This window comes from Lacimicrobium sp. SS2-24 (assembly GCF_002201535.1).
GTDB lineage: Bacteria > Pseudomonadota > Gammaproteobacteria > Enterobacterales > Alteromonadaceae > Lacimicrobium.
Window position 1 is genome coordinate 390,801 of record NZ_NIWW01000002.1, and the last position, 23,536, is coordinate 414,336.

At 51.2% G+C, this 23,536-nt stretch carries 20 protein-coding genes; 7 read left to right on the forward strand and 13 right to left on the reverse strand.

Translation table 11 applies throughout. The annotated features are described in order from the left end of the window. Positions 1-94 precede the first annotated feature (94 nt). Positions 95-649, reverse strand: coding sequence for a GTP cyclohydrolase I FolE (gene folE / locus CCY32_RS05575; protein ID WP_088329599.1), 555 nt, complete (start codon positions 647-649; stop codon positions 95-97). Positions 650-907: 258 nt separating this feature from the next. Between folE and CCY32_RS05580 the strand changes: the two genes are divergently transcribed. Continuing rightward, positions 908-1,585 (forward strand): DUF2982 domain-containing protein, encoded by a 678-nt coding sequence (locus tag CCY32_RS05580; protein WP_088329711.1) that lies wholly within the window; start codon positions 908-910, stop codon positions 1,583-1,585. Between the two features lie 6 nt (positions 1,586-1,591). Here CCY32_RS05580 and CCY32_RS05585 read toward each other — a convergent pair whose 3' ends face one another. Then, a complete protein-coding gene (locus tag CCY32_RS05585; protein WP_088329600.1) occupies positions 1,592-4,723 on the reverse strand; it encodes a hybrid sensor histidine kinase/response regulator in 3,132 nt (1,043 codons plus the stop codon). A 252-nt stretch (positions 4,724-4,975) separates the two neighbouring features. Between CCY32_RS05585 and parC the strand changes: the two genes are divergently transcribed. Continuing rightward, entirely contained in the window at positions 4,976-7,264 is a 2,289-nt protein-coding gene (parC, locus tag CCY32_RS05590) for a DNA topoisomerase IV subunit A (RefSeq protein WP_088329601.1), read from the forward strand. A 284-nt stretch (positions 7,265-7,548) separates the two neighbouring features. Here parC and CCY32_RS05595 read toward each other — a convergent pair whose 3' ends face one another. The 4 genes from CCY32_RS05595 to CCY32_RS05610 form a co-directional block, all read right to left on the reverse strand. Beyond that, entirely contained in the window at positions 7,549-7,956 is a 408-nt protein-coding gene (locus CCY32_RS05595) for a hypothetical protein (RefSeq protein ID WP_088329602.1), read from the reverse strand. A 28-nt stretch (positions 7,957-7,984) separates the two neighbouring features. Next, positions 7,985-8,383 (reverse strand): DUF6326 family protein, encoded by a 399-nt coding sequence (locus CCY32_RS05600; protein ID WP_088329603.1) that lies wholly within the window; start codon positions 8,381-8,383, stop codon positions 7,985-7,987. 486 nt (positions 8,384-8,869) lie between these two features. Next, positions 8,870-9,754, reverse strand: coding sequence for a LysR family transcriptional regulator (locus tag CCY32_RS05605; RefSeq protein ID WP_168171434.1), 885 nt, complete (start codon positions 9,752-9,754; stop codon positions 8,870-8,872). A gap of 296 nt (positions 9,755-10,050) precedes the next feature. Next, positions 10,051-11,199 carry an HD domain-containing phosphohydrolase gene (locus CCY32_RS05610; RefSeq protein WP_088329605.1) on the reverse strand — a complete coding sequence of 383 codons (1,149 nt, stop codon included), beginning with the start codon at positions 11,197-11,199 and terminating at the stop codon, positions 10,051-10,053. 228 nt (positions 11,200-11,427) lie between these two features. Between CCY32_RS05610 and CCY32_RS05615 the strand changes: the two genes are divergently transcribed. Together CCY32_RS05615 and rraB are read left to right on the forward strand one after the other, a co-directional pair. Continuing rightward, on the forward strand, positions 11,428-12,153 hold the full coding sequence (locus tag CCY32_RS05615; RefSeq protein ID WP_088329606.1) for a 1-acylglycerol-3-phosphate O-acyltransferase: 726 nt from the start codon (positions 11,428-11,430) through the stop codon (positions 12,151-12,153). Positions 12,154-12,277: 124 nt separating this feature from the next. Further along, positions 12,278-12,625: a ribonuclease E inhibitor RraB gene (rraB, locus tag CCY32_RS05620; protein WP_088329607.1), complete on the forward strand. Its 348-nt coding sequence runs from the start codon at positions 12,278-12,280 to the stop codon at positions 12,623-12,625. A 9-nt stretch (positions 12,626-12,634) separates the two neighbouring features. On the opposite strand, the gene CCY32_RS05625 is transcribed toward rraB, so the two are convergent. From CCY32_RS05625 to CCY32_RS05635, 3 genes are read right to left on the reverse strand one after another with little or no spacing between them, the layout of a single operon-like run. Further along, a complete protein-coding gene (locus tag CCY32_RS05625; RefSeq protein ID WP_088329608.1) occupies positions 12,635-12,820 on the reverse strand; it encodes a hypothetical protein in 186 nt (61 codons plus the stop codon). A gap of 49 nt (positions 12,821-12,869) precedes the next feature. Next, positions 12,870-13,109, reverse strand: a complete 240-nt coding sequence (locus CCY32_RS05630) for a hypothetical protein (protein WP_088329609.1) — start codon at positions 13,107-13,109, stop codon at positions 12,870-12,872. 50 nt (positions 13,110-13,159) lie between these two features. Then, a complete protein-coding gene (locus CCY32_RS05635; protein ID WP_088329610.1) occupies positions 13,160-14,011 on the reverse strand; it encodes an SPFH domain-containing protein in 852 nt (283 codons plus the stop codon). A gap of 136 nt (positions 14,012-14,147) precedes the next feature. Here CCY32_RS05635 and CCY32_RS05640 point away from each other — a divergent pair, with 136 nt between their 5' ends. Beyond that, positions 14,148-14,708, forward strand: a complete 561-nt coding sequence (locus CCY32_RS05640) for a YSC84-related protein (RefSeq protein WP_246840537.1) — start codon at positions 14,148-14,150, stop codon at positions 14,706-14,708. On the opposite strand, the gene CCY32_RS05645 is transcribed toward CCY32_RS05640, so the two are convergent. From CCY32_RS05645 to pepA, 4 genes are all read right to left on the reverse strand, one after another. Then, positions 14,701-16,167: a diguanylate cyclase gene (locus CCY32_RS05645; RefSeq protein ID WP_088329611.1), complete on the reverse strand. Its 1,467-nt coding sequence runs from the start codon at positions 16,165-16,167 to the stop codon at positions 14,701-14,703. The genes CCY32_RS05640 and CCY32_RS05645 overlap by 8 nt on opposite strands. A 141-nt stretch (positions 16,168-16,308) precedes the next feature. After that, positions 16,309-19,077 (reverse strand): valine--tRNA ligase, encoded by a 2,769-nt coding sequence (locus tag CCY32_RS05650; protein WP_088329612.1) that lies wholly within the window; start codon positions 19,075-19,077, stop codon positions 16,309-16,311. Continuing rightward, positions 19,061-19,531: a DNA polymerase III subunit chi gene (locus CCY32_RS05655; RefSeq protein ID WP_088329613.1), complete on the reverse strand. Its 471-nt coding sequence runs from the start codon at positions 19,529-19,531 to the stop codon at positions 19,061-19,063. Before CCY32_RS05655 ends, CCY32_RS05650 begins: the two co-directional genes overlap by 17 nt. Positions 19,532-19,538: 7 nt before the next feature. After that, the gene (gene pepA, locus CCY32_RS05660; RefSeq protein WP_088329614.1) at positions 19,539-21,050 is read right to left on the reverse strand and encodes a leucyl aminopeptidase; all 1,512 of its coding nucleotides are present in this window, start codon (positions 21,048-21,050) and stop codon (positions 19,539-19,541) included. A gap of 295 nt (positions 21,051-21,345) precedes the next feature. Between pepA and lptF the strand changes: the two genes are divergently transcribed. Both lptF and lptG read left to right on the forward strand, forming a co-directional pair. Then, positions 21,346-22,452 carry an LPS export ABC transporter permease LptF gene (gene lptF / locus CCY32_RS05665; RefSeq protein ID WP_088329615.1) on the forward strand — a complete coding sequence of 369 codons (1,107 nt, stop codon included), beginning with the start codon at positions 21,346-21,348 and terminating at the stop codon, positions 22,450-22,452. Beyond that, the gene (gene lptG, locus CCY32_RS05670; protein WP_088329616.1) at positions 22,449-23,513 is read left to right on the forward strand and encodes an LPS export ABC transporter permease LptG; all 1,065 of its coding nucleotides are present in this window, start codon (positions 22,449-22,451) and stop codon (positions 23,511-23,513) included. Before lptF ends, lptG begins: the two co-directional genes overlap by 4 nt. Positions 23,514-23,536: the final 23 nt, after the last annotated feature.

The window sequence follows — 23,536 nt, forward strand, 5'->3', positions numbered from 1 at the left end:
CATGCAAAGGGCGGAGACTTTCTCTGTCACTACCCTTTCATCCCTGGAGCTTTCACTCAACACGTCATTTTCTGCGGTGTTTGTAATGCCAGGACTACTTACCAATCAGACGTAAAAATTCGTTGCGGGTCGCCTGATTTGAGCGCATATGGCCGAGCATTACGGACGTCACCATGGAAGAATTCTGTTTTTGTACACCGCGCATCATCATGCACATGTGTTTGCCTTCCATGATCACCCCGACGCCTTTGGCACCGGTAACGTCCTGCACGGCCTCGGCGATTTGTTTGGTGAGGCCTTCCTGAATCTGCAGGCGACGGGCAAACATATCCACGATACGGGCAAACTTGGATAAGCCCAGTACTTTACCGGTGGGCAGATAAGCAATGTGACAGCGTCCGATGAACGGCAGCATGTGGTGTTCGCACAGTGAATAGAATTCAATGTCCTGAATCACGACCATTTCATCGGTGTCGGACTCAAATACCGCATCATTCACCACTTCGCTGAGTGTTTTATTATAACCATCTGTCAGATACTGCATGGCGGTCGCCGCCCGTTTTGGGGTGTCGACCAGGCCGTCACGGCGGACATCTTCTCCCAGCAGCTCTATAATTTTCTGATAATGATGCTTAATCTCATCGGACATAGTGTGATCTCAAATAATAATCGATGGCAAAGATACGCGTCTGTGACGAATTTGGATTTTGCCGTAAACAAATAAAATAATTGATCTATGATACCACAGGCAAAAGCATATACCTGACATGGATCTGATGCAGAAAAATAAAAGTAGTGATAAGAAATCGTCCCTTTTCAGTGACTGCCCAAGGTGCAGAGCGATTCGGGCAGCGCTGTTATGGGGCGCATTGATGTACCTGTTACTGGAGCTTTTCTGGCTGTAATTATGAGTGACATTATTCGTATTCGCGCGGGTGTTAAACGCAATGGTTTTACCCTGTGTCTGGCGGGGATGGTAGCCTTATTTCTGAGTGCCATGTGGCTGGTTTGGATGCCGGAAATATTGAAGCTGGCGGGCATTTTTCTGACCAGCGCATCGTTGGTGACGATCCTCATTGGCTGGCTGAAAATTCGTGAACCGGCGTACAGCTTCGAGCTGACGCCAGACAAGTTTACCTACCTTCATCGTTTTGGCAGTTACAGCCTGGACTGGAACAATATTCAGCGTGTGGATATCCCACGCCTGCATACGGGGCTCAGCCATGAGCCACTGGAATTAGTGGGCATTCGTCTTAAGCACTATGCTCCGCTGCTGGATAATATTTCTCCGCGCCTGGCCAGTAATATTCTGATGCAACAACGTCCATTGCTGTTACAGGCTCAGCGTCAGCAGTGCGTGGGGGGTGGCTGCTACAGTGATTCGCTGATTGAAGACGATAGCTTCAAGTCGCCTGAGGGTAAGGTGTACCGCGGCATGATAGCCATGCTGGCGCATCGGATGCAGCGCATGCGCGAGGCATTTGGCTATGATCTTTATCTGTATGCCAGTGAACTGGACCGCGAAGAAAGAGAGTTTGTTGAGCTGCTAAAATCCTGCCAACAAAAAGCCCTTGAACACTATTAAGCAGGGCTAGGGGCTCTGCCGCGGTTGCATCTGGCCTTGTTGTAAAAAGGCAGACGCTTCTGCAATGACCTGATCGCACGCTTCATCAAGAAACATCAGTTTGGCAATGGCTTCTTGGCGCTGGCCTTGTTTCAGCAGGCTTTCGGTTTCTTCGCACAGGGTTTTCAGTGCCGGTACGCCGGTATAGCAGCAGCCACCATGCAGTTTGTGGATCAGTTGTTGCAGGTTCAGTTCTTCCTCATTGATCACCGCAGAGGCGATTTGCTCTTTGAAATCCGGTAGTTGCTGGATAAAGCTGCGTAAAAGCGCTCTGGCGCTGTCCTCATCTCCGTTTGCCCGTTGTACCGCCAGGCTCCAGTCGAGGGTTTGCACCGTGTCTTGCACCAGCGGCTGACACCATCTTTTAATCAGGGTGATCAGTGCATCAAAGTCGATGGGTTTTGGCAGATAATCGTCCATGCCCGAATTGAGCAATTTTTCTTTTTCTTCTCTGAAGGCGTGGGCCGTGACCGCAACAATGGGGGTGCCCTGATTCTGTTGGGTCCTGCGAATCAGTTGTGTTGCCGCCAGCCCGTCCAGCCCGGGCATCTGTACATCCATCAGAATGAGGTCGAAGGCTTCAGTTTCACAGCGCTCAACGGCATCCCGACCGCTGAAACTCAGGGTCAGATGGATACGTGAATTTTTCAGCCAGGTACTCAGCAGGCTGAGGTTGATTTCCATATCATCAACCGCCAGCACTCTGGCCTCGGGCAGGGTATCCAGCTTGTTTTTGAACCGGTCGGGCTGCAGTACCGGTGCAGGTTCGAGCAATCCCTTGAGCTTATTGGGCGTGATGGGGCGAGTCAGCACATAGTGGAAAAGCTGTTCTTTGTCTGGATGCATAAAGGGGCGCTGAGAGCATTCCAGTAATATGCGCTGCTGAGCATTAACATTTTGCAGCATCTGGATCTGCAATGGACACACATCGGTACTGTCTTCCGTGCAGGAAAACATCAGGTAATCGTAGGTATCCTCACAGGTTGCCAGGTATTGAAGGCTGTCAGTACTGGTAATTTTTGCGCCCAGGTGCTGCAGTAGTCTGGCATGGGCGCGCCGGGATGGTGGGTAGCGGTCATAGAGCAACACCTGTTTGTCCCGCCAGTTTTCACTGGCTTCCACGCCCAATCGATAACTGAGCTTGTGCACCCGCAAGCGCACGGTAAACTCGCTGCCCTGCCCCTGTTCACTCTGCAGTTCTATGTTGCCATGCATCATCTTGATCAGCTCCTGGCTAATGGCCAGTCCTAATCCCGTTCCCTGATACTCGCGGTTAATGGCGGCATCCAGCTGTGAAAAGGCGCTGAACAGCCGATGCCGATCCTGGCTCTTAATGCCGATGCCGGTGTCTTCAATCACAAAGACGAGCTCGTATAAACCGTTGCTCTGATCCTCACCACTGACCGCCAGTCTTACATGCCCATGACGCGTAAATTTGATCGCGTTGCTGAGCAGGTTTGTCAGTACCTGGCGGATGCGCGGCGCATCGCCGATGAGCTTCTGTGGCAGGGGACTGAGGTCACAAATAAATTCCAGATTTTTGGCGTGTGCTGAGCGCGCCATCATGTCGCTCAGTTCTTCGAGCAACTCAACAGGCGAAAAGGGATCGTTGCTGATCTGTAATTTACCCGCCTCAATTTTGGAAAAATCGAGCACATCATTGATGATATTGAGCAGGCTATTGGCGGAGGAATTGATAATGCGTAAATGTTGCTGCTTCTGCGGCGGTAACGGGGTTTGTGCCAGCTCCTGGCTAAAGCCGAGGATGGCATTTAACGGTGTACGGATTTCATGGCTCATGTTGGCCAGAAACTGAGATTTAATTTTACTCGCCTGTACCGCCTGTTTGCGGGCGATATCCAGGCGCGCATTTTGCTCTTCAATAATTTCGATATTGTTGCGCAAGTCTTCGGTCACGGTATCAACCGATGATGCCAGTTTACTCTGGCTCTTTTCCATCAGTGCCAGCGAGAACAGGAACACTTCAATAAAGACACCAACCTGAAAACTATAGGTGGTAAAGGCGTTGGAGGGCAGAATGGCCAGCAAGCCCAACATGCCCACCAGTGCACAGGCCAGCAGAATACTCCAGGCGAAAATAAAGTAGCGGGCCGGTTTGAAATGGTTGGCATAACTTTCATAGCCCGCATAAAGGAAGCTGCAAATGGCCAGAATGCCGACCACAAAAACCAGGTTACTTTGCCACGATTCAGGCAGCAGTGATGTCAGTGAAAACAGTCCCAGTATCAACAGCGTGCTGAGTGTTATATAAATCAGCTTGCTGGTGCGGGGCGCGGTTTTCGGCGCGTTGAGAAACACCAGGGTAAACAGCCCCGCGCACAGGGCGACCAGAATAAACAACAAGTCTACGTGTTGGTTCAGCCATGGCGTGACCGGGCTTTGGGTAAATTGCTGAAGGTGCCCGCCCCATACAAACTGCCACAACAACACACTGATAATGTACGCCCCATACACCAGCAGGCTGGCATCTTTGAGGCTGACAAACAGGGTCAGGTTATACAGCAGTAAAATCAACAAGGCGCCGTAAAACGCGCCCCAGAGCAGATTGTCCAGCGCCAAAAAGCGGTCATGGGCGGATTTAGACATCAATTCCAGTGGTGCCACCCGCACTTCGCCGGTGCTTTGAATGCGAATAAACAGATCCAGCCGGGTGGCAAAGGGCAGCCGGGTTTCCAGCGTCGGAAAGCGATAGGCCTGTGAATGTTCTTTACCCTGGGTGCTATGGGCCAGCAGCACGCCGTCGTCCATCAGATAGAAGTCGACCCGGTCATTCTGGGCATAACTTAAATCAATGACCCACTGAGAGGCCTGGCTGACATTGCTGAAACTGGTATGCAACCAGATGGCTTCATCACCAAAGCCAAAATTCGGATTCTGACTGTCAGGCCAGGAGAACTCGGATAATCTGGACATGACCTCGTTGATATCCAGCGTGCCTTTGTCGTCGTAGAGCACCCGATACTGTCCTTTGAGTGACTGCACTTTGTCACTGTCTATCAGCTGCAGGCTCACCTGCGCACTGACCTGAAGTGATATCAGACACAGACAGCAACTGATTAACAGTCTGAACAAGGACATGCTGGCTCCAGTGAAGAGTATTGTATTTCTCTATTTAACCATTGTCCCCAGAGGGATACCAATGCTAAGTTGTGGAGGCTAAATGCAGGGTGCCTGAGAGGCTGCAATCCGGTAAGCTTAATAAAACGGTTGCTGTCTGCACCTTTCGCTACAGAAAAGACGGGCGCGGGGGAATCCATCAGGGTTTGGTCTGCGGGCACAGCAACCCACTACGTTACATTACCTGATTTCACAATAAGAAAATGTGTACCTATGAGTCATGAAATCACTATCAGTGCTGAAGGTGTTGAACAACTTCCTCTGAGACACTTTACAGAAGACGCCTACCTTAACTATTCCATGTACGTCATCATGGACCGTGCCCTGCCGAATATTGGCGATGGCCTGAAACCGGTTCAGCGGCGCATTATCTACGCCATGTCGGATCTGGGGCTGAGCGCCAATGCCAAATACAAGAAATCGGCCCGTACTGTGGGTGACGTGTTAGGTAAATTCCATCCCCATGGTGACTCCGCCTGTTATGAGGCCATGGTGTTAATGGCACAGCCCTTTACCTATCGCTATCCGCTGGTGGATGGTCAGGGCAACTGGGGGGCACCGGATGATCCGAAGTCCTTTGCCGCCATGCGTTATACCGAAGCCCGGTTGTCACGCTTCAGTGAAGTGCTGCTGAGTGAACTGGGTCAGGGCACGGTCGATTGGCAGCCCAATTTTGACGGTACCCTCAAAGAGCCCAAGGTGTTGCCGGCGCGACTGCCACATATTCTGATCAACGGCATTACCGGTATCGCGGTAGGTATGGCCACCGATATTCCCCCTCACAATGTGCGTGAACTGGCCCATGCCTGTGCTCATTTGCTGGATAACAGCAAGGCCCAGCTGGCCGACTTAATGGAATTTGTAAAAGGGCCGGATTACCCCACCGAAGCCGAAATCATCACCCCCCGTGAAGATCTGGTGAAGATCTATGAAACCGGCCGTGGCTCGATTAAGTCCCGTGCGGTGTACACCGAAGACAATGGTGAAATTGTGATTACGGCACTGCCACACCAGGCTTCCGGGGCCAAGGTGCTGGAACAAATTGCGGCGCAAATGCAGGCCAAAAAGCTGCCTATGGTCAGCGACCTGCGGGATGAATCAGATCATGAAAATCCCACACGGTTGGTGATCACTCCGCGCTCAAACAGGGTGGATGTGGTCCAGCTGATGCAGCACCTGTTCGCCACCACAGATCTGGAAAAGAACTATCGCGCCAATCTCAACATGATTGGTCTGGATGGCCGTCCGCAGGTCAAAGATCTGCGCACTATTCTGACGGAATGGTTAGCGTTCAGACGCGACACCGTGGTGCGCCGACTCCAGTACAGACTGGATAAGGTACTGGCTCGCCTGCATATTCTGGAAGGCTTACTGATTGCCTTTTTGAATATCGATGAAGTGATTCATATCATTCGTACCGAGGACAGCCCCAAGCCCGTATTGATGGAGCGCTTTGGTCTGACCGATACGCAGGCAGAAGCCATTCTGGAGCTCAAATTACGTCATCTTGCCCGCCTGGAAGAAATTAAAATCCGCGGTGAGCAGGATGAACTGAGTGCAGAGCGGGATAAACTACAAGCCCTGCTGGCCTCAGACAGAAAGCTTAAAACCCTGATTAAAAAAGAAATTCTCGCCGATGCCGAAACCTATGGTGATGACCGGCGTTCGCCTTTGGTGGAACGGGGTGAGGCCAGAGCATTATCTGAAAAACAACTGGTTCCCTCAGAAGCGGTCACCATTGTGGTATCAGAAAAAGGCTGGGCACGGTGTGCCAAGGGCCATGATGTAGATGCCGCCGGACTCAGTTACAAAGCCGGCGACACCTATCTGGCGGATGCCAGGGGGCGCAGTAATCAGCCTGCCGTGTTTATTGATTCATCGGGGCGCGCCTTTGCCTGCGATGCTCACACCTTGCCGTCGGCGCGCAGTCAGGGCGAACCACTCACCGGCCGGTTTAATATTGTGGCCGGTGAGACCATTGAACATGTAGTGATGGGCGCCGAAGAAGACAAATTCCTGATTGCTTCTGATGCAGGTTACGGCTTTATTGGTCAGTTTGCCGACATGGTCAGCAAAAATAAAAACGGCAAAGCCTATTTAAGCCTGCCAACGGCGGCCAAGGCGTTACCTCCTCAGCGTGTCAGAAATCCTGACTCTGACTGGTGTCTGGCCATCTCCAACGAAGGGCGGATGTTGATGTTCCCGCTCAAAGATCTGCCTACCCTGGGTAAAGGAAAAGGTAACAAGATCATCAGCATCAGCTCGGCTAAAGCGAAAACCCGCGAAGAGTATGTGAAGGTGTTAACGGTTGTGCCCGATGGTGCGCAGGTGAAAATCATTGCCGGTAAACGTGGCATGAGCCTGAGCCAGGAAGATCTTGCCCACTTCCGCGGCGAACGTGGACGTCGTGGACACAAACTGCCGCGAGGCTTGCAACGGGTGGATGATATAGAAGTCATACTGCCACAACAAACCGAGCCAGATATCGAGCAACCGGAGTAAGCCCGGTTTTTTCCGGGCCCGCTTCAATGCGGAGTGGCACATACCTGATCTATTGCCTGAGATGTTCCGACTTAAGTTGGCAGGCTGTAAGCAGTCACTAACGGACATTTTCAGATAAGTTTGCTAGCTTAGGCAAAAGAACAGTATGACTGCTGGTTGTTAATATGGATCGACCCTTTTATTTGTGACCTTTTTTATTTGTATGTGCTTTGCAAGCAACGGCAAAGACAAACTGAAGCTTCTGTTGTAGTCGTCGCAGAAACCCAGTCTGTCAGCTATTAGCATTAAAATTCAATATTAAGGTGAATTAAATTATAACGGTGCCTATCCACAATATAACTCAAAGAATTAATATACTTTGTGGATTCAAAGTCACTTTTGGGTCTTGCCATAAGGCGGACATCTAACACGCTATCATAGGAAGTTAAGCGCATTCCCATTCCTTTTTCATACTCATTCATTCTTCTTAAAAAATCCTCTTTGTTCTCAGTCTTATCATCATTCATGATTAAGTAAGCAGTAGCAGCTGCCGCACCAACCAACGCAACAAAGGCTAGACCGGCTTTCTTACTTGAATCACTCACCCTGCTTAGATCGACACATTCTGCATTATCACAATGCTCATCAGCGAATGATGTTGGCGATATAACAATAAAAATTACCATGCACAAATGACTAAAGAACTGTTTCATGTCTATTTACTCTTTTTGTAATTTCAAATTAAGCATCAGCTTGAGGTTGTTCGTGCCATTTCCAAGCCTTGAAAATAATCGCCAATAGCGCAGTCAACTCGATGACCATGAAGAAAATATTATCCAAATCTGGTGTTAAGTTAGTTGCAACTACGATGGCTATTCCAATAAAGGCCATGACAAGGTTGGTAATACGATTAATTCGATAGGTTAATACTTGCGACAAGACGACCATTATTAGGAACACCTCCATCATCAGGCCGCCAATAAGCATGAGTTCTTCAGTGATCACCACCCCGTCTATCACGCCAGACATCATTTGTTCCAACATACCTGGCCTGCCCAATTCATGAATGTCTCTGGCAAACATATTCAGGACGATGAATATCCAAAGTGTCGACAGTATTGTCTGTGTACGATGTTGCATAAACTTAATCTCCACAATGGTTTATGAGAGCGAAAGTGTGGCGGAGCCGTTAGCGCTTTGTTATTGAATGGGAGGATTATTTCAAAAGCCAGGTGATTGCTGAATAGCACAAACTGAAGGCGGTATATGCATATTTGTATAGCTAAGAATGAAGTAGGGTTACGCTCTGTCTTAAATCAAAACTGAGCCAGGCACCCTAAATAGTGCCCGTCATTGAGAGTTCGATTATTCGATAGTATTTGCAATATTAGTAAGAGTGCAAAGAAGCCAACAGGACAATAAAAAAGAGAAATCAGCGCGAAGTACAATGTGAACGAATGTATACCAACAACACAATTTGTAGTCAAAAATATGCCTATAACCTTCCTGGGGTGCCATATTTTTCAAGTGTTCTCCTCTTATAAAATGTAAGGTGGTAGTCAGTTTTTCAATCTGGGAGTTCTGGCAGGCTATTACACTACTATCAGTAGCTTTCAGTACATTTCATCAAACACTTAAGTGCTCAGCTAAATAGTCATACACTATTTTTAATCGACGGCTTGATCTCAACTCTCTATGTACGACTAACCATATCTCGAAAGAGAGTGGCGGTGAATCAGGCATTACCCTCTCGACAAGCGGCTCCTTGTCACCAATATCCTCTACCATAAAGCCAATCCCCATACCCTTTTTGATGTATTCCCATTGAATTATACTGCTATCAATAACCAAGGGTGAACGTTGAGGTGGTTGACCAATGTACTGTTGGAGCAGGGACATGTAAGGACTCCCTACCGCAAAGCCGACATAGTTTGCTCGTTTTAATTTATCCAGATCCAATGGCCTTCCTAATTGTTCAATGTACTCCTTCGAGGCATACAAGTGGGCTCGTACTTCACGCAGTCTTCTTGCTATTAGTTCTGGCTGTTTGGGCCTGGAGGCGCGAATCGCGATATCAGCTTCCCGAGCATGAAGGTCACTCAGGCTGTCGGTAGTTATGAGTTCAATGTCGATACTGGGTGCCTGAAGTGCAAAATTTTTGAGAATGTCGGGCAAGATATGCATAGCGACCAGATCCGTGACCGATACGATGACCTTACCTTCAATTTCTTCTGACCGACCTGTTGCAGAAAAGGATAGCTGATTAGCAAGCCGAGCCATTTCTCTGACATAGAGCAACAAGGCTTGACCATGGGGTGTCAGCGTAATCCCTTTTGAGCTTCTTGCGAATAACGTCACACCTAAATTTTCTTCTAATGCGCTGACTTGGCGGCTCAATGTGGGCTGCGATACGCCGAGTGCCGCCGCGCCTGAAGAAAACGAGCCCTCCTCAGCGGTAACCAGGAATGTCTTCGCATGATTCCAATCAAAATTGATAGATTTCCACTCCATGAGATATACGTCCCCGCTATTCATTTTTGGCGATTCTAATTGATTATGACACGGCTATAATTATTTCTAATAAAAAAGAGGCAGTTCAAAGTTAAACGTCCACCTCTGGCTGACTATCGGGTGTAGCCAGGCGCTATGATTAAACCGGTCAGATGACGTTGTCTCTGCCCCATTTAACTGAGCTAGAAAAGATCGGCTCGTTTCGGGTGCTCAGCGATAATCGCCTAAGGCGGGTCATACCTGAAGACACCAGGGGTATGACCCGACTGTTTTTTTGGACTGATGACTGAGGCTGTCTATTCGCCTTGTCTGAGTAGCAGGTTTGCCATGGCCTTATTGAAGACTTTTATCCAGTTAGGGCAAAACTGGCTGGTGGCGACTTTATTGATTTCCATCACGGCCCGTTTCTTAGGCCGTTTGTGATGCCCCTGGTGCGCCCGTGAGTGGGTGAGGGCGTCGAAAGTATCGACAATGGCTAACAGCTTGGCCCCTTCACAGATCTCTTCACCCTTTATACCCAACGGGTAACCGGACCCGTCCATACGTTCATGATGCTGGATGACAATTTTGCGGGCTTCGTTCCACTGATCCAGATGTTCCAGCAAGCGCGCACTCTTGTACACATGTGAGCGCATCAGATTAAATTCGTTCTGATCCAGGGGTTCCACTTTGTGCAGTACGCGCAAGGGCATAAAGGCCATGCCAAAGTCATGCACATAGCAGGCGACGGCCAGTTGGTTTGGCTCTACAGGGCTGCCGCGCATTTTATTCAGAAACAGGGCCAGTCTGGCGATACGGTCGCCCCGGCCTTCCCAGTACTTGGAGCGTTTTTCAACCGGCTCCATCAGTTCTCGGAAGAACAGAATATCCTTATGCTCTGCATCTTCGGTGTCGGCGGTTAAGCCTATGTGGTTAAGCGCCTGCTCGGCCGTTTGTTGCGCCGACTCTTCCGCAGCCTCGCTTTTTGGGGTGGCATCCAGTGACGGGTCCAGCAGTAAGACTGATTCGGTCAGCAGCTTTTCATGCTCTGTGGCATTCTGGGGCGTGATCCGGGCGATGTGTTTCGCCAGCAGCTTGTACAGCTCGGCATCATACTTTGCCACACCGTGGCGACTGCAAGCCTCTACAAACAGCTTGACCCTGTCCATGGTCAGCAGCACCAGATCACTCATGGTGCTGGTGTACTGAATCTGACCTTTGCGCAAATAATCGAGCAGGTCTTCCACATGCTGAAGCAAGGGGATCATCGGTGTGAAATTCACCAGCCCCAAATCCCCTTTGATGGTGTGTATGGAGCGAAATAACGCCCGCTGCAGCTCGTTATCTTCGGGCTGCAACTCCAGTTCCATCAGGGTTTGTTCACTGGCTTCATACAGTTCATTAATTTCTTCAAGCAGGTCGGTGAGGATGTCATCATCCAGATCGTCGGGTCGAAAACTTTGCATTAATACGGCTGCCTCGTTGGAAAAGGTATCCACTGAAAACTACCCGGCATGAACAGTTGCGGGCCTTTGAATCATTCTATTATACCAGCTGCTATTCAAGACTATCGGCCGGTAAAGTGTAAATAATAGCAAGCGGGATCAGTTTAGCAGAAATGCCGGACTGATCAGATATCTTGTACTCACAGAAAAGGTATACTCTGGCGCCTGATTTAACTAACGGAAGCCTGAGTGTTAGCCCTGATCCGCATACCTGTTATTCTGCTGTACTTTATTCTGCTTAATCTGTTTTTGCTGCTGATGTGTGTTGTGCGGCCCTTTCATCGCAACAACGTGCATTACAGTGCCAGAGCCTATGGCACGATGGCCAGATTACTGGGAGTAAAAGTGGTGGTCAGGGTGTCGGACAAACTCAACCCGACGCAGCCGGTGGTGTATATCGGCAATCATCAGAACAGCTATGATCTCATTACCATCTGCTCAGCCACGCAGCCAGGCACCGTGACCGTAGGCAAGAAAAGTCTGGCCTGGGTACCGCTGATGGGCCAACTGTACTGGCTGTCAGGTAATATCCTCATCGACCGCAAGAATTCCAGCAAAGCTAGTAATACGGTGAAACAAACCATCAAAAAAATTCGCGAGCGCAGGCTGTCTGTGTGGTTGTTTCCCGAGGGGACCCGCAGCTACGGGCGGGGGTTGCTGCCGTTCAAGAGCGGTGCGTTTCTGATTGCCCGTGGCACAAAGGAGCCCGTATCAATGATTTGTGCCAGTAACCTGCACAATAAAATCCGTCTCAATCGCTGGAATAATGGCGTGGTGTTGGTGGAAGTCACCGCACCCGTGGAGCTGGATAAGAGTCGTAGTGTGAAAGAGTGGAGTGATTACTTTCACGCGCAAATGCAGGAGAAAATCCGGGCCCTGGATGAAGAAGTGGCTGAACTGGAAGCGGCGCAATAAACAGCCCCCGGGAGTCTGGTATGGGGCCGTCGGGGACAAAGTGAAAAATCTGTGTAGCGACAGGCTTTCTTCTGTCCCCCCTATTGGGCTAGACTGCGGCTAAATTGATATTGAGAATGTAATAATGAACCCAGAACACAGCCAGTGGTACGACTTTAACCAGGAAACGATACAGGCCCTGTTGGACGATGGTTCCAGCGCCAGCGAACCCCATTCCATCGAATACCACTTTGCCAGTGACAACTTCGATCGCCTGGAGAAAGCGGCGGTGGACGCGTTCAAGGCCGGTTTCGAGGTGGGCGACGCCGAAGAGTTAATTCTCGACGACGGCGGCACATTGTTTTGCTTTGATGCGGTGGTGGAAAGGCCCCTTGATCTGGAGCAGATCAATCAGGACACCCAGACACTGCTGACCATCGCCGATAAACATCGGGTTCATTACGATGGCTGGGGAACCTATTTTGTTGAATAGCAAAGGCGGTTAGTGAACGCCGGCAACCTGCTGCGCCATTGTGGCCACCGAAGCGGATTCCACAGGCGGTTGCTGTTGTGCTTTTTGAATGAGTTCGGCCATCTCATCCATAATGTCCAGAAACCTTACCAGTTGTTTCTGATTCAGGGTCGTCGAGAAGGATTCGATATTATTAATTAAGGCACGCTGGCTCATGGATTCTCCCGGTGTCAAAAAAATGTGTTTAACGATATTTCCGGGTTAGCTATTCAATTGGCGTGCCATCCTTGCCCTCTTTTTTTTGGTTCACGGGGGCGGCGTTGCCATCCTCGATCTCCGTCACCACTTTTTGTACCAGTTTGACCCTTCCATGGCGCACCAGTGCGTCGCGCAGTACATATTCAATTTGTGCGTTAACGCTGCGAAGTTCATCGTCTGCCCAGCGTTGCATGGCCGCCAGTACATCTGCATTGATACGAAGAGGATAAGCTTTTTTAGACAAAATGGCTCCGTTTCGGGGTTAACATCGGCGGGGTTCGTTATGCCGCTGGCAGTCTAGTAAAGACTGCCAGCATTAATCACCGGCTGAGTGTGTTTATCGCCGCACAACACCACGAGCAGGTTGCTGACCATGGCGGCTTTGCGCTCTTCATCCAGCTCCACCACATTATCTTCTTTGAGTCGTTCTAACGCCATGTCGACCATACCAACGGCTCCTTCGAGGATACGGGTGCGCGCGGCAACGATGGCAGAAGCCTGTTGACGTTGCAACATGGCGCTGGCTATTTCAGGCGCATAGGCCAGATGACTGATGCGGGCTTCATGAACGGTAACACCGGCCTTGTCCAGTCGATCCTGAATCTCTTTTTTCAGAATATCTGAAATGGTCTGTGGGTGACTGCGCAGGGCAATGCCTTCTTCTTCATGGGGATCGTAGGGGTAGCTGCTGGCCATATTCCGTAGCGCCGATTCGCTCTGAATGCTGACAAAACTCTTGTAATCATCCACCTCAAACATGGCTTCTGCGCTGTCTGTCACTGACCACACTACAATCGTGGCGATCTCTACCGGGTTACCCTGGTTATCATTGACTTTGATTTTACCACTTTCAAAGTTGCGTATTCGCAACGAGATATTCTTGCGGATGAAGAAGGGGATGGTCCATCTCAGTCCGTTTGCCTTTACGGTGCCGACATAGGCGCCGAACAGGGTCATCACTTTAGCCTGGTTGGGCTGAACCATAAAAAAGCCCGCCAGGCATCCCAGCGATAGCACCAATAGGGTCAGGCTCGCTATTACTGTGTGGCTCATAACAGGGCCAAGGCCCAGGGTCGAAACCGGGATCAGGATCAGCAGAATCAATGCCACCAGATAGCCATTCATTGAAAATCCAATTTTCTCACTCATCATAATTACCGCAAATAGATATCAAAGTGATATCACTATAGAGTGGCCAATGGTCACGATCAAGAATTATGCTGCGATTTTTGCCACTGCCTGCCAAACTGGTGATGGAATAACAATGATGTCATACAGGAGACAGATGATGTTCAGAGTAATTTTCACGGCGATTATCTGTGCCGGGCTGCTGGCCTGCACGTCCACACCAAAGCAATCGGTAGAGCAGCGACGCGCGGAAGTGTTGAAGATGCGTGCTCAAACCATTTCTGCTATCGAAGCGCACCAGTCTAATATCCGCAGTAAAATTAAGTCTGCACCGGGCTACGCGGTCTTTAGTAACGCCAATGTGAACCTTATTTTCGCCAGTTTTTCCGGCGGCTATGGTGTGGCGCATGACAACCAGAGCGGGCAGGACATCTATATGAAAATGGGAGAAGCCGGGCTGGGTTTAGGACTAGGGGTCAAAGACTTCCGGGCGATATTTGTGTTTAAGACCCGTGCGGCCTTTGAGCGTTTTATTGAACACGGCTGGATGGTCGGTGCGCATGCCGATGCAGCTGCCAAAGGGGGTGATAAAGGGGCGGCAGCCGGTGGTGAAATTATGGCCGACGATGTGGAGATCTATCAGTTAACGGAGTCAGGTCTTGCCTTGCAGGCAACCATTAAAGGCACCAAATACTGGAAAGACGACAGCCTCAATTAAGGGGAGGTTGCGGCTTTGGATCTGCGACAACCTGATTACGCCCCTGACGCTTTGCCAGCAACAAGTTAGCATCGGCCCGCTCAAAAGCCTGTTGTACGCTTTCGTCTGGGGCAAACTCAACCACGCCAAAGCTGCCTGACAGGCGTTTGGTCGTGTTATCAACCGGAATCTGAAGCAGACTCTGACGTAAGCGTTGTGCTGTTTCACAGGCCTGTTCCAGGTGGTTATTCGGTAACAGCAACATGAATTCGTCCCCGCCAAAGCGCCCGAATATATCGGACTGACGAAGATTGTCCTGAATCTGATTGGCGACCTGAACCAGAACCTGATCCCCGGCACTGTGCCCCTGGTTGTCATTGATTTGCTTGAAGTAATCAATATCGAAGAGTATCAGCGACACCGGTTGCTGATAGCGACGGCTACGCAGTAGCTCCTGCTCAGCCCGCTCAAAGAAATAGAGTCGGTTGGAAACTTGTGTCAGTCCGTCATTTAAGGCCAGCTTGCGTAAGTGTCTGTTGTCTGCCACCAGTACCGGTACCGCCAGCCCGAAATACGCCGTGGCGGCGATGACGGTGATGGCAAACTGATACACCAGTGCCTGGTCCATCAACCCGAGTACCGCAACCCAGATTGCTGTGAGCAGACTGAATATTGCCAGGCTCACGGCGCTGCGAAACGCCGATTCGGTATACACCATCCACATTTGTGGAATGATCAGGAAAAATACCGCAAAGGCCACCTCGTCATAGGGGAAATAATGGGCCAGCAACATGATGGTGCTGAGCATCATCACACAGACGAGGAGTTTGAGCAGGTAAGGCTTAAGAGGCTGATTAAGGGAGTGAAAGTCCACGCCACCCAACCAGTTATCTATCTGCGGGTAGCGCCAGCTCAGCAGACCGAGAAAAAGAGGCGTTAATACAATGGTAGCCGCCAGATCGCCAATCCACCAGGGTAGCCAGGTAGTGGCGATGTCCTGGGCTGAGAGCATGCCACTGACATGCAGAGCCTGCACCCCTAGCAGCGCTGCCGCCAGTGCGGTAAGGGAGCCAATGACGAGAAACAACAGTATGACCCTGGGCAGTACATCTACCACCAGTGATTTCACTGCAGTCTTGAGCAATGTGGCCCCTAGCCAGTAGCTCAGGCAATGCACGGCACCAAATAAAATGCCGCTATTGGCCAGTTGCAGCCATGGCTGCTGGGACTGGTACATGTCATCGACCCAGAAGGTGGCGATGATACTGCACAGCATTAACACAGGCATGGCCCGCAATCCCATAACCAGAAAGGCCGCAAAGCTTAAGGCCGCAGGCGGAAACCAGATGCTCGCATGGGGGGCGTATTCCATCAGTACAGACACTCGCCACAACAACAGCCAGCAAAACATGAGCGCCGCACTGTGCAGCATTTCGTTGACAGAGAATATGTTTTTGAGTGGCTCTTTGAACAGCGTCATCAAATGCCTGTGATATCCAAAATGCGAGACCCGCTGTTTTCGGGCCTCACCGTGGGTTAATCAGCAAACAGGTACACACCATAATAAGCAAAACGGCATAAGCAGAACGGCGTGCCGACAACACTGCCGTCCTGCCCAGGTTTATAACTGCTCAATGGTTTCCTTTTGCTCCTGCAATTTCGTCGCTTGCGCACGAAACTCATCCAGTTTGGCCTGCTCTTTTTCGATCACGGCCGGCGGTGCTTTGCTGACAAAATTCTGATTGTTCAGTTTGCCTTCGGTCCGCTGCATGTCACTGTTAAGCTTCTCCATGGCTTTGTTGATTCTGGCCAGCTCTGCGTCCTTATCGATAAGGCCTGCCATGGGGATCAGAACCTCCATATCACCCACAATGGCAGAGGCCGACGCGGGCCCTTTTTCACCGGCGGGCAGAATATCGATGTGTTCGAGTCTGGCCAGGCGGCTAAGCAACAGCTCCGTGTCTTTAAGCCGGCGCAGATCCTTTTCACCCGCATTACGCAGTAACACCGATAACGGTTTGCTGGGGCTGATGTCCATTTCACCACGAATATTGCGCACACCCATGATCACCTGCTTAACCCACTCTATATCGGCCAGCACCTGCTCATTGATGAGGCTGCTGTCCTGTACAGGGAACGACTGCACCATGATGCTGTCGCCGGCATTGTCGGCACAAAGTGGTGAAACCCGCTGCCAAATCTCTTCAGTGATGTAGGGCATAAAGGGATGAACCAGACGCAGCAGACTCTCCAGCACATTGACCAGGGTATGGCGTGTGCCACGCTTTTGCGCCTCTGTGCTGCTGTCAGCATTGAGAACGGGCTTAGACAACTCCAGATACCAGTCACAGAACTGATTCCAGGTAAATTCGTACACAGCCTGAGCAGCCAGATCGAAACGGTAGTCTTTGAGTGCTGCTTCAAAGGTTTGCAGGGTTTGCTGGAAGCGCGCCCAGATCCACTTGTCTGCCAGGCTCAGTTCAAGTTCACCGCCTGTTACGCCGGTATCCTGGTCTTCGGTGTTCATCAGCACGAAACGTGATGCATTCCACAGTTTGTTGCAGAAGTTGCGATAGCCCTCAACACGACCCATGTCGAAATTAATGTCGCGACTGGTGGAAGCCATGGCCGCAAACGTAAAGCGCAGGGCATCGGTGCCGTATGCTGCAATACCGTCAGGAAACTGCTGGCGGGTACGCTTGGCGATTTTCTCTGCCAGCTGCGGCTGCATCATGCCTGCGGTGCGCTTCTCAACCAGTTTTTCCAGTTCTATACCGTCAATCAAATCGATGGGATCGAGCACGTTACCCTTCGACTTGGACATCTTGTTGCCCTGCTCGTCGCGAATAAGACCGGTAATGTAGATTTCTTTAAAAGGAATTTTGCCGGTGAATTTCTTCGTCATCATGATCATTCTGGCTACCCAGAAGAAGATGATGTCAAAACCGGTTACCAGTACCGAGCTGGGCACGAAGGTTTCCAGTTCCGGGGTTTCTTCGGGCCAGCCGAGCGTGGCAAAAGGCCACAGGGCAGAGGAGAACCAGGTATCCAGCACATCCTCATCCTGTCGTAGCACCACATCATCGCCTAACTGATGCCGGGCTCTGACTTCGGCCTCATCACGGCCCACGTAGACATTTTCCTGTTCGTCATACCAGGCGGGAATACGATGTCCCCACCAAAGCTGACGGGAAATACACCAGTCCTGAATGTTGTACATCCACTGATAGTAGGTCTTGTTCCAGTTTTCGGGCACAAACTTGATTTCGCCGGACTCCACCGCATCAATGGCAGGCTTGGCCAGCGATTCTACCGCCACATACCACTGGTTGGTGAGGTAGGGTTCGATCACGGCGCCGGTGCGATCCCCTCTGGGTACTTTTAATTTGTGATCTTCAACTTTAACCAGCAGGCCTTGTTGTTCCAGTGCCTGAACGACTTTCTCGCGGGCTTCGAACCTATCCAGACCTCGAAACATCTCAGGTGCCTGGTTGTTGATGCGCGCCTCATCAGTAAACACGTTGATCATGTCCAGATTGTGACGTTTGCCAATCTCATAGTCATTGAAATCATGTGCCGGCGTTATTTTCACGCAGCCACTGCCAAATTCCGGATCCACATAATCGTCGGCAATAATGGTGATCAGGCGATCAGTGAGGGGCAGGCGAATCTGTTTACCAATGTAAGACTGGTAACGCTCATCATCAGGGTGCACTGCCACCGCCGTATCACCCAGCATCGTCTCAGGACGGGTGGTGGCAACAATCAGTTCACCGGAGCCGTCGGCCAGCGGATAGCGCATATGCCACATGTGGCCGTTTTCTTCCTCATTTAGCACTTCGAGGTCAGATACGGCCGTGTGTAATACCGGGTCCCAGTTCACCAGACGTTTACCGCGGTAGATCAGGCCTTCTTCGTGCAGGCGAACAAACACTTCTTTGACGGCATTGGACAACTCATCACTCATGGTGAACGCTTCACGGCTCCAGTCCGGAGAGGTGCCCATGCGTCGCATCTGTGAGGTGATGGTGCCGCCGGAGTGCTCTTTCCACTCCCAGATTTTCTCGATAAACGCGTCGCGGCCGAGATCATGACGGGTCTTGCCCTGCGCATTGAGTTGACGTTCCACCACCATCTGGGTGGCAATACCGGCATGGTCGGTTCCACACTGCCATAGCGTGTTGTCGCCTTTCATGCGGTGATACCGGATCAGGGCATCCATAATAGTATGCTGAAAAGCGTGCCCCATATGCAGACTGCCGGTGACATTCGGCGGCGGAAGTAAAATACAGTAGGGTTCGCCCTGACCGCTGGCTTTGAAGTAGCCGCTTTGTTCCCATTGCTGGTAGCGTTGCTGCTCTATATTCTGCGGATTAAAGGTCTTTTCCATGTTCACTCTCATCTAAACTGCTGGCGGGGCGGGTATCCAGTTGATAACCCGCAGCGCGATAATGTTTGTATCTGTCTCTGGCGTGCTGTTTCTGCGTCTCTTCGGCAGGCACAAAATCATAGATCTGGCGGACACTGCCGGGCAGTGATGGACACTGCGTTTGCAAATTGATCACCACGGGCTGACTGAGTCGTTGTGGCAGTTCCCAGCTGATTTGCACAGGTGTGCCCCGCGGCGGGCCTTCACCGCTTAAATTATGCGGTACAAAGGCATTGGCGGGCAGTTGCCACAATAACTCATCCATTTGTTCAGCCTGCTGCTGGCTGTCACACAGAATCAGACAGGCTTGTTTCTGCCGATAAAGTGAGGCCGCCAACTGACAAGCCAGCGCCTGGGGCGCTGGCTTGTGGTCAAGCTCTTCCTGCTCAAGCAGGTAAAAGGTTACGTCTGCCATGTAAGCATCAGTCCTCGGTTTCAACACCGGCCCGGTTCATAACGAACTGTGTCAGCATTGGCACCGGTCTACCCGTAGCGCCCTTGGTTTTGCCGCCGCTGACCCAGGCTGTACCGGCGACATCCATATGTGCCCAATGGTACTTTTTGGTGAACCGGGAAAGGAAACAGGCTGCGGTAATGGTACCTGCAGGACGCCCGCCCACATTAGACATATCGGCAAAGGGGCTCTCGATTTGTTCCTGGTATTCATCCCATAACGGCAGGCGCCAGGCCTTGTCACTGCTTTGCTCAGAAGCGCTGATCAGTTCATGGGCCAGCGGGTTGTGGCTGCTGAGCACGGCAGACGCATGCTTACCCAGGGCAATCACACAGGCACCGGTCAGCGTGGCGACATCGACCACCAGCTCAGGATTGAAACGCTCCACGTAGGTCAGGGCATCACATAACACCAGGCGACCTTCCGCGTCGGTATTGAGTACCTCAACGGTCTGACCCGACATGGTGGTAAGGATATCACCGGGGCGATAGGCATTGGCGTCGGGCATATTCTCACAGCCTGCCAGTACCCCAATCACATTAATAGGCAGATTCAGCTCGGCGATAGAGGCCATGGCACCCAGCACGCCGGCCGCGCCGCCCATATCATATTTCATTTCATCCATCGCTTCTGAGGGCTTGATGGAAATGCCACCTGAATCAAAGGTGAGACCTTTGCCCACCAGCACCACCGGTGCCTGAGCCGGATTTTCGGCGCCCTGGTAATGGATCAGGGTCATAATGGATTCGTTGTGAGAGCCGCGTCCAACCGCAAGGTAAGACTGCATGCCCAGTTCTTCCATTTGTTTTTCATCCACGTATTCAACGTTGACGGTGCCGTGTTTTTCGGCCAGTTGCTGTGCCTGTTCCAACAGATAGCGAGGATTACAGATATTAGGCGGCATATTCGCCACGTCTTTACAGATTTTGACACCTGTTGCCACGGCCAGTCCGTGATTGATAGCACGTTCACCCACTGCCAGTTCACGGCGCGTCGGCACGTTGAACACCATTTTGCGCAGAGGACGACGAGGCTCATCTTTCTTGGTCTTCAGCTGGGTAAAGGTGTAAAGGCAATCCTGCGTGGCTTCAACGGCCTGGCGTACTTTCCAGTAGGTATCCCGGCCTTTGACATGCAGCTCTGTTAAAAAGCACACGGCTTCCATGGAGCCGGTTTCATTGAGGTTGCTGATGGTGCGCGCAATGATTTGCTTATACTGGCGCTCATCCAGTTCACGCTCTTTGCCACAACCTACCAACAAGACCCGTTCGCTCAGAATATTAGGCACATGATGCAATAGCAGCATCTGTCCGGCTTTGCCCTCAAGATCGCCGCGACGCAGCAAATTGCTGATATAGCCGCCGCTAATCTCGTCGAGCTGCTCGGCGACTGGCGTTAGTCTGCGGGGTTCGAACACGCCCACCACTATGCAGGCGCTGCGTTGTTTCTCCGGACTACCACTTTTTACACTAAATTCCATTCATCACCCCATCTGTGCTGGTGTTACTTCTGTCTGTGCGTTAGCCTTTTGCTCATGTTCCGGTAAGCTCTGGCGGTGACGTTAGGTTTTTGCACCGTCAGGACATGCCATTTTTTAAAACCGTTGCTATCAAAAGCCTGATAAAAACGCCGGAATTGCAAATTAAACTTGTGAAAATGTTAAGTTTACTTAAAAATTCACAGTATTCCACTAAAAGCGTCAGTTTACTCTGCCTTCGCATAACCGCAAGGACAGGTTTCAGGCGACGAAAACACGTATTCTTTTTGGAACGGCTGTGCTGATTTTCCGATATTTACTCAGGGAGACCCTGAAGTCCCAAATTGCCGTCTTTTTGGTGCTCATGGCGATCTTCGTGATTCAAAAGTTTGTCAGGGTGCTGGCGGCAGCCACTGACGGTGACATTCCTGCCGGGCTGGTGTTGGGCTTTCTTGCGTTGAATATGCCTGTGCTGGCGTCATTGATCCTGCCATTAAGTGTCTTTCTGGGCATTATGCTCGCTCATGGGCGCTTCTATGTGGATCATGAGATGGCGGTTATGCATGCCTGTGGCATCAGTGAATGGTATGTGACCCGGGTGATGCTGGTACTGGCAACCCTGGTTGCGCTGTTTTCTGCCCTCCTGACATTGTGGCTGGCACCGATGTCGATGGAAATTGAGTATCAGCTGGAAGAGCAGGTGAGCGCCGAATCGGGCCTGACCAGTCTGATGCCAGGGCGATTCCAGCAAACGGCAAACGAAAAAGCCGTGATCTTCGTGCATGACATCGGTGGCGGAGACAATCAGCTGGAAAAAGTGTTTCTGGCTCAGCAGGAACAGGGCGATGATCGCAAAGACTTTCGGATTATCTATGCGAACTACGGCAGTGTTCAGCAGGAAGCCGACGGCGCAGAAAAACTGGTCTTAAGTCAGGGCTATCAGTTTGAAGGACAGCAGGGACAGGCGAGTTTCCGGCAGGTAACCTTTGATCAGTATCAGGTTCAGATTGCCGAACGCCAGGCAGAACACCAGAGCCGCAAGCTGGCAGCGTACCCGACCCCTAAACTGCTTGATGATCCGAGTATTGAAGCGCTGGCAGAGTGGCAATGGCGACTGGCGATCCCGTTATCCATGCCCTTGTTGGTATTAATTGCCGTGCCTCTGAGTGCGGTCGACCCCAGACAAGGACGGTTTGGTCGCATCTTCCCCGGTTTGTTGTTGTACCTTGGCTATTTCATGTTGCTGATGGCCGGGCGCAAAGCCCTTGAAACCGGTGGTGTTCCTCCGGTGATTGGACTGTGGTGGGTGCACGGTGTGATGTTACTGATTGGCACCTTTTTAGTGGTGCGGCGCCGCCCACTGGGGGTGAGAATGCGAGCCAGGTTAAGAGGAGCCGGAAAATGATCCGTACCCTCGATGTGTATCTGGCCAGAACGCTGATTGGCACGGTGTTTATTACACTGCTGGTGCTAATAGGCCTGAGCAGTCTGATCAAGTTTGTCGAGCAACTTAAGTACATAGATCGTGGCGATTACGATGTGATGGTGGCCGGCATTTATGTACTGTTGAGTATTCCCAGAGAAATTGAACAGTTTTTTCCCATGGCCACCCTTATCGGTGGGCTGATTGGTATGGGCATGCTGGCCAGTAACAGCGAGCTTATTGTGATGCAGGCGGCGGGCATGAGTCGTCTGAGTATTATTGGTTCGGCCATGAAATCTGCGCTGCTCATGGTGGTGTTTGTGATGGCGATCGGCGAGTGGGTGGCGCCGGTGAGTGAAACCCAGGCCAAAGAAATTCGCACCCAGGCCATTTCAGGGGGAAGCCTGTTCTCCTCTCAACGTCTGGTATGGGCCAAAGACGGCAGCGACTTTGTCAGCATCGGCGAGGTCTTGAGCCGCGATAAACTGCTGGATATCAGTATTTATCAGTTCGATGAAAGCCTTAACCTGGTACGTATTATCAATGCCGGCCAGGCCAGTTTCAGCGGTCAGAGCTGGCGCTTGCTGGATGTCACGCACACCGAGCTTTTGCAGGAGCAGGTGACCGTCACCCGCCAGCCCAGCGATAAATGGCAATCGAGTCTGACACCGGACAAGCTCGGCGTGGTCACAATCAAGCCTGAAGCCTTGTCTATTCGTGGCCTGAATGATTACCTGACATATTTGCGCAGCAACAGTCAGGATGCCAGTCGTTATGAGCTGGCGCTATGGCGCAAAGTGATGCAGCCGGTGACAGTGGGCGTGATGTTGCTGCTGGCGCTGTCTTTTATCTTTGGCCCACTGCGCACGGTGACCATGGGGGCGAGGGTGATCATGGGCGTACTCACGGGCTTTGGCTTTTTTATTGCCAACGAGGTATTCGGGCCCCTTTCACTGGTTTATCAGTTGCCCGCGGTGGCCGGTGCCTTGTTACCCAGTCTGCTGTTTGCCGGCCTGGCCGTTTACCTGCTCCGACGGCAATGAGCTGGAAATCAGGTAAAGCGCAG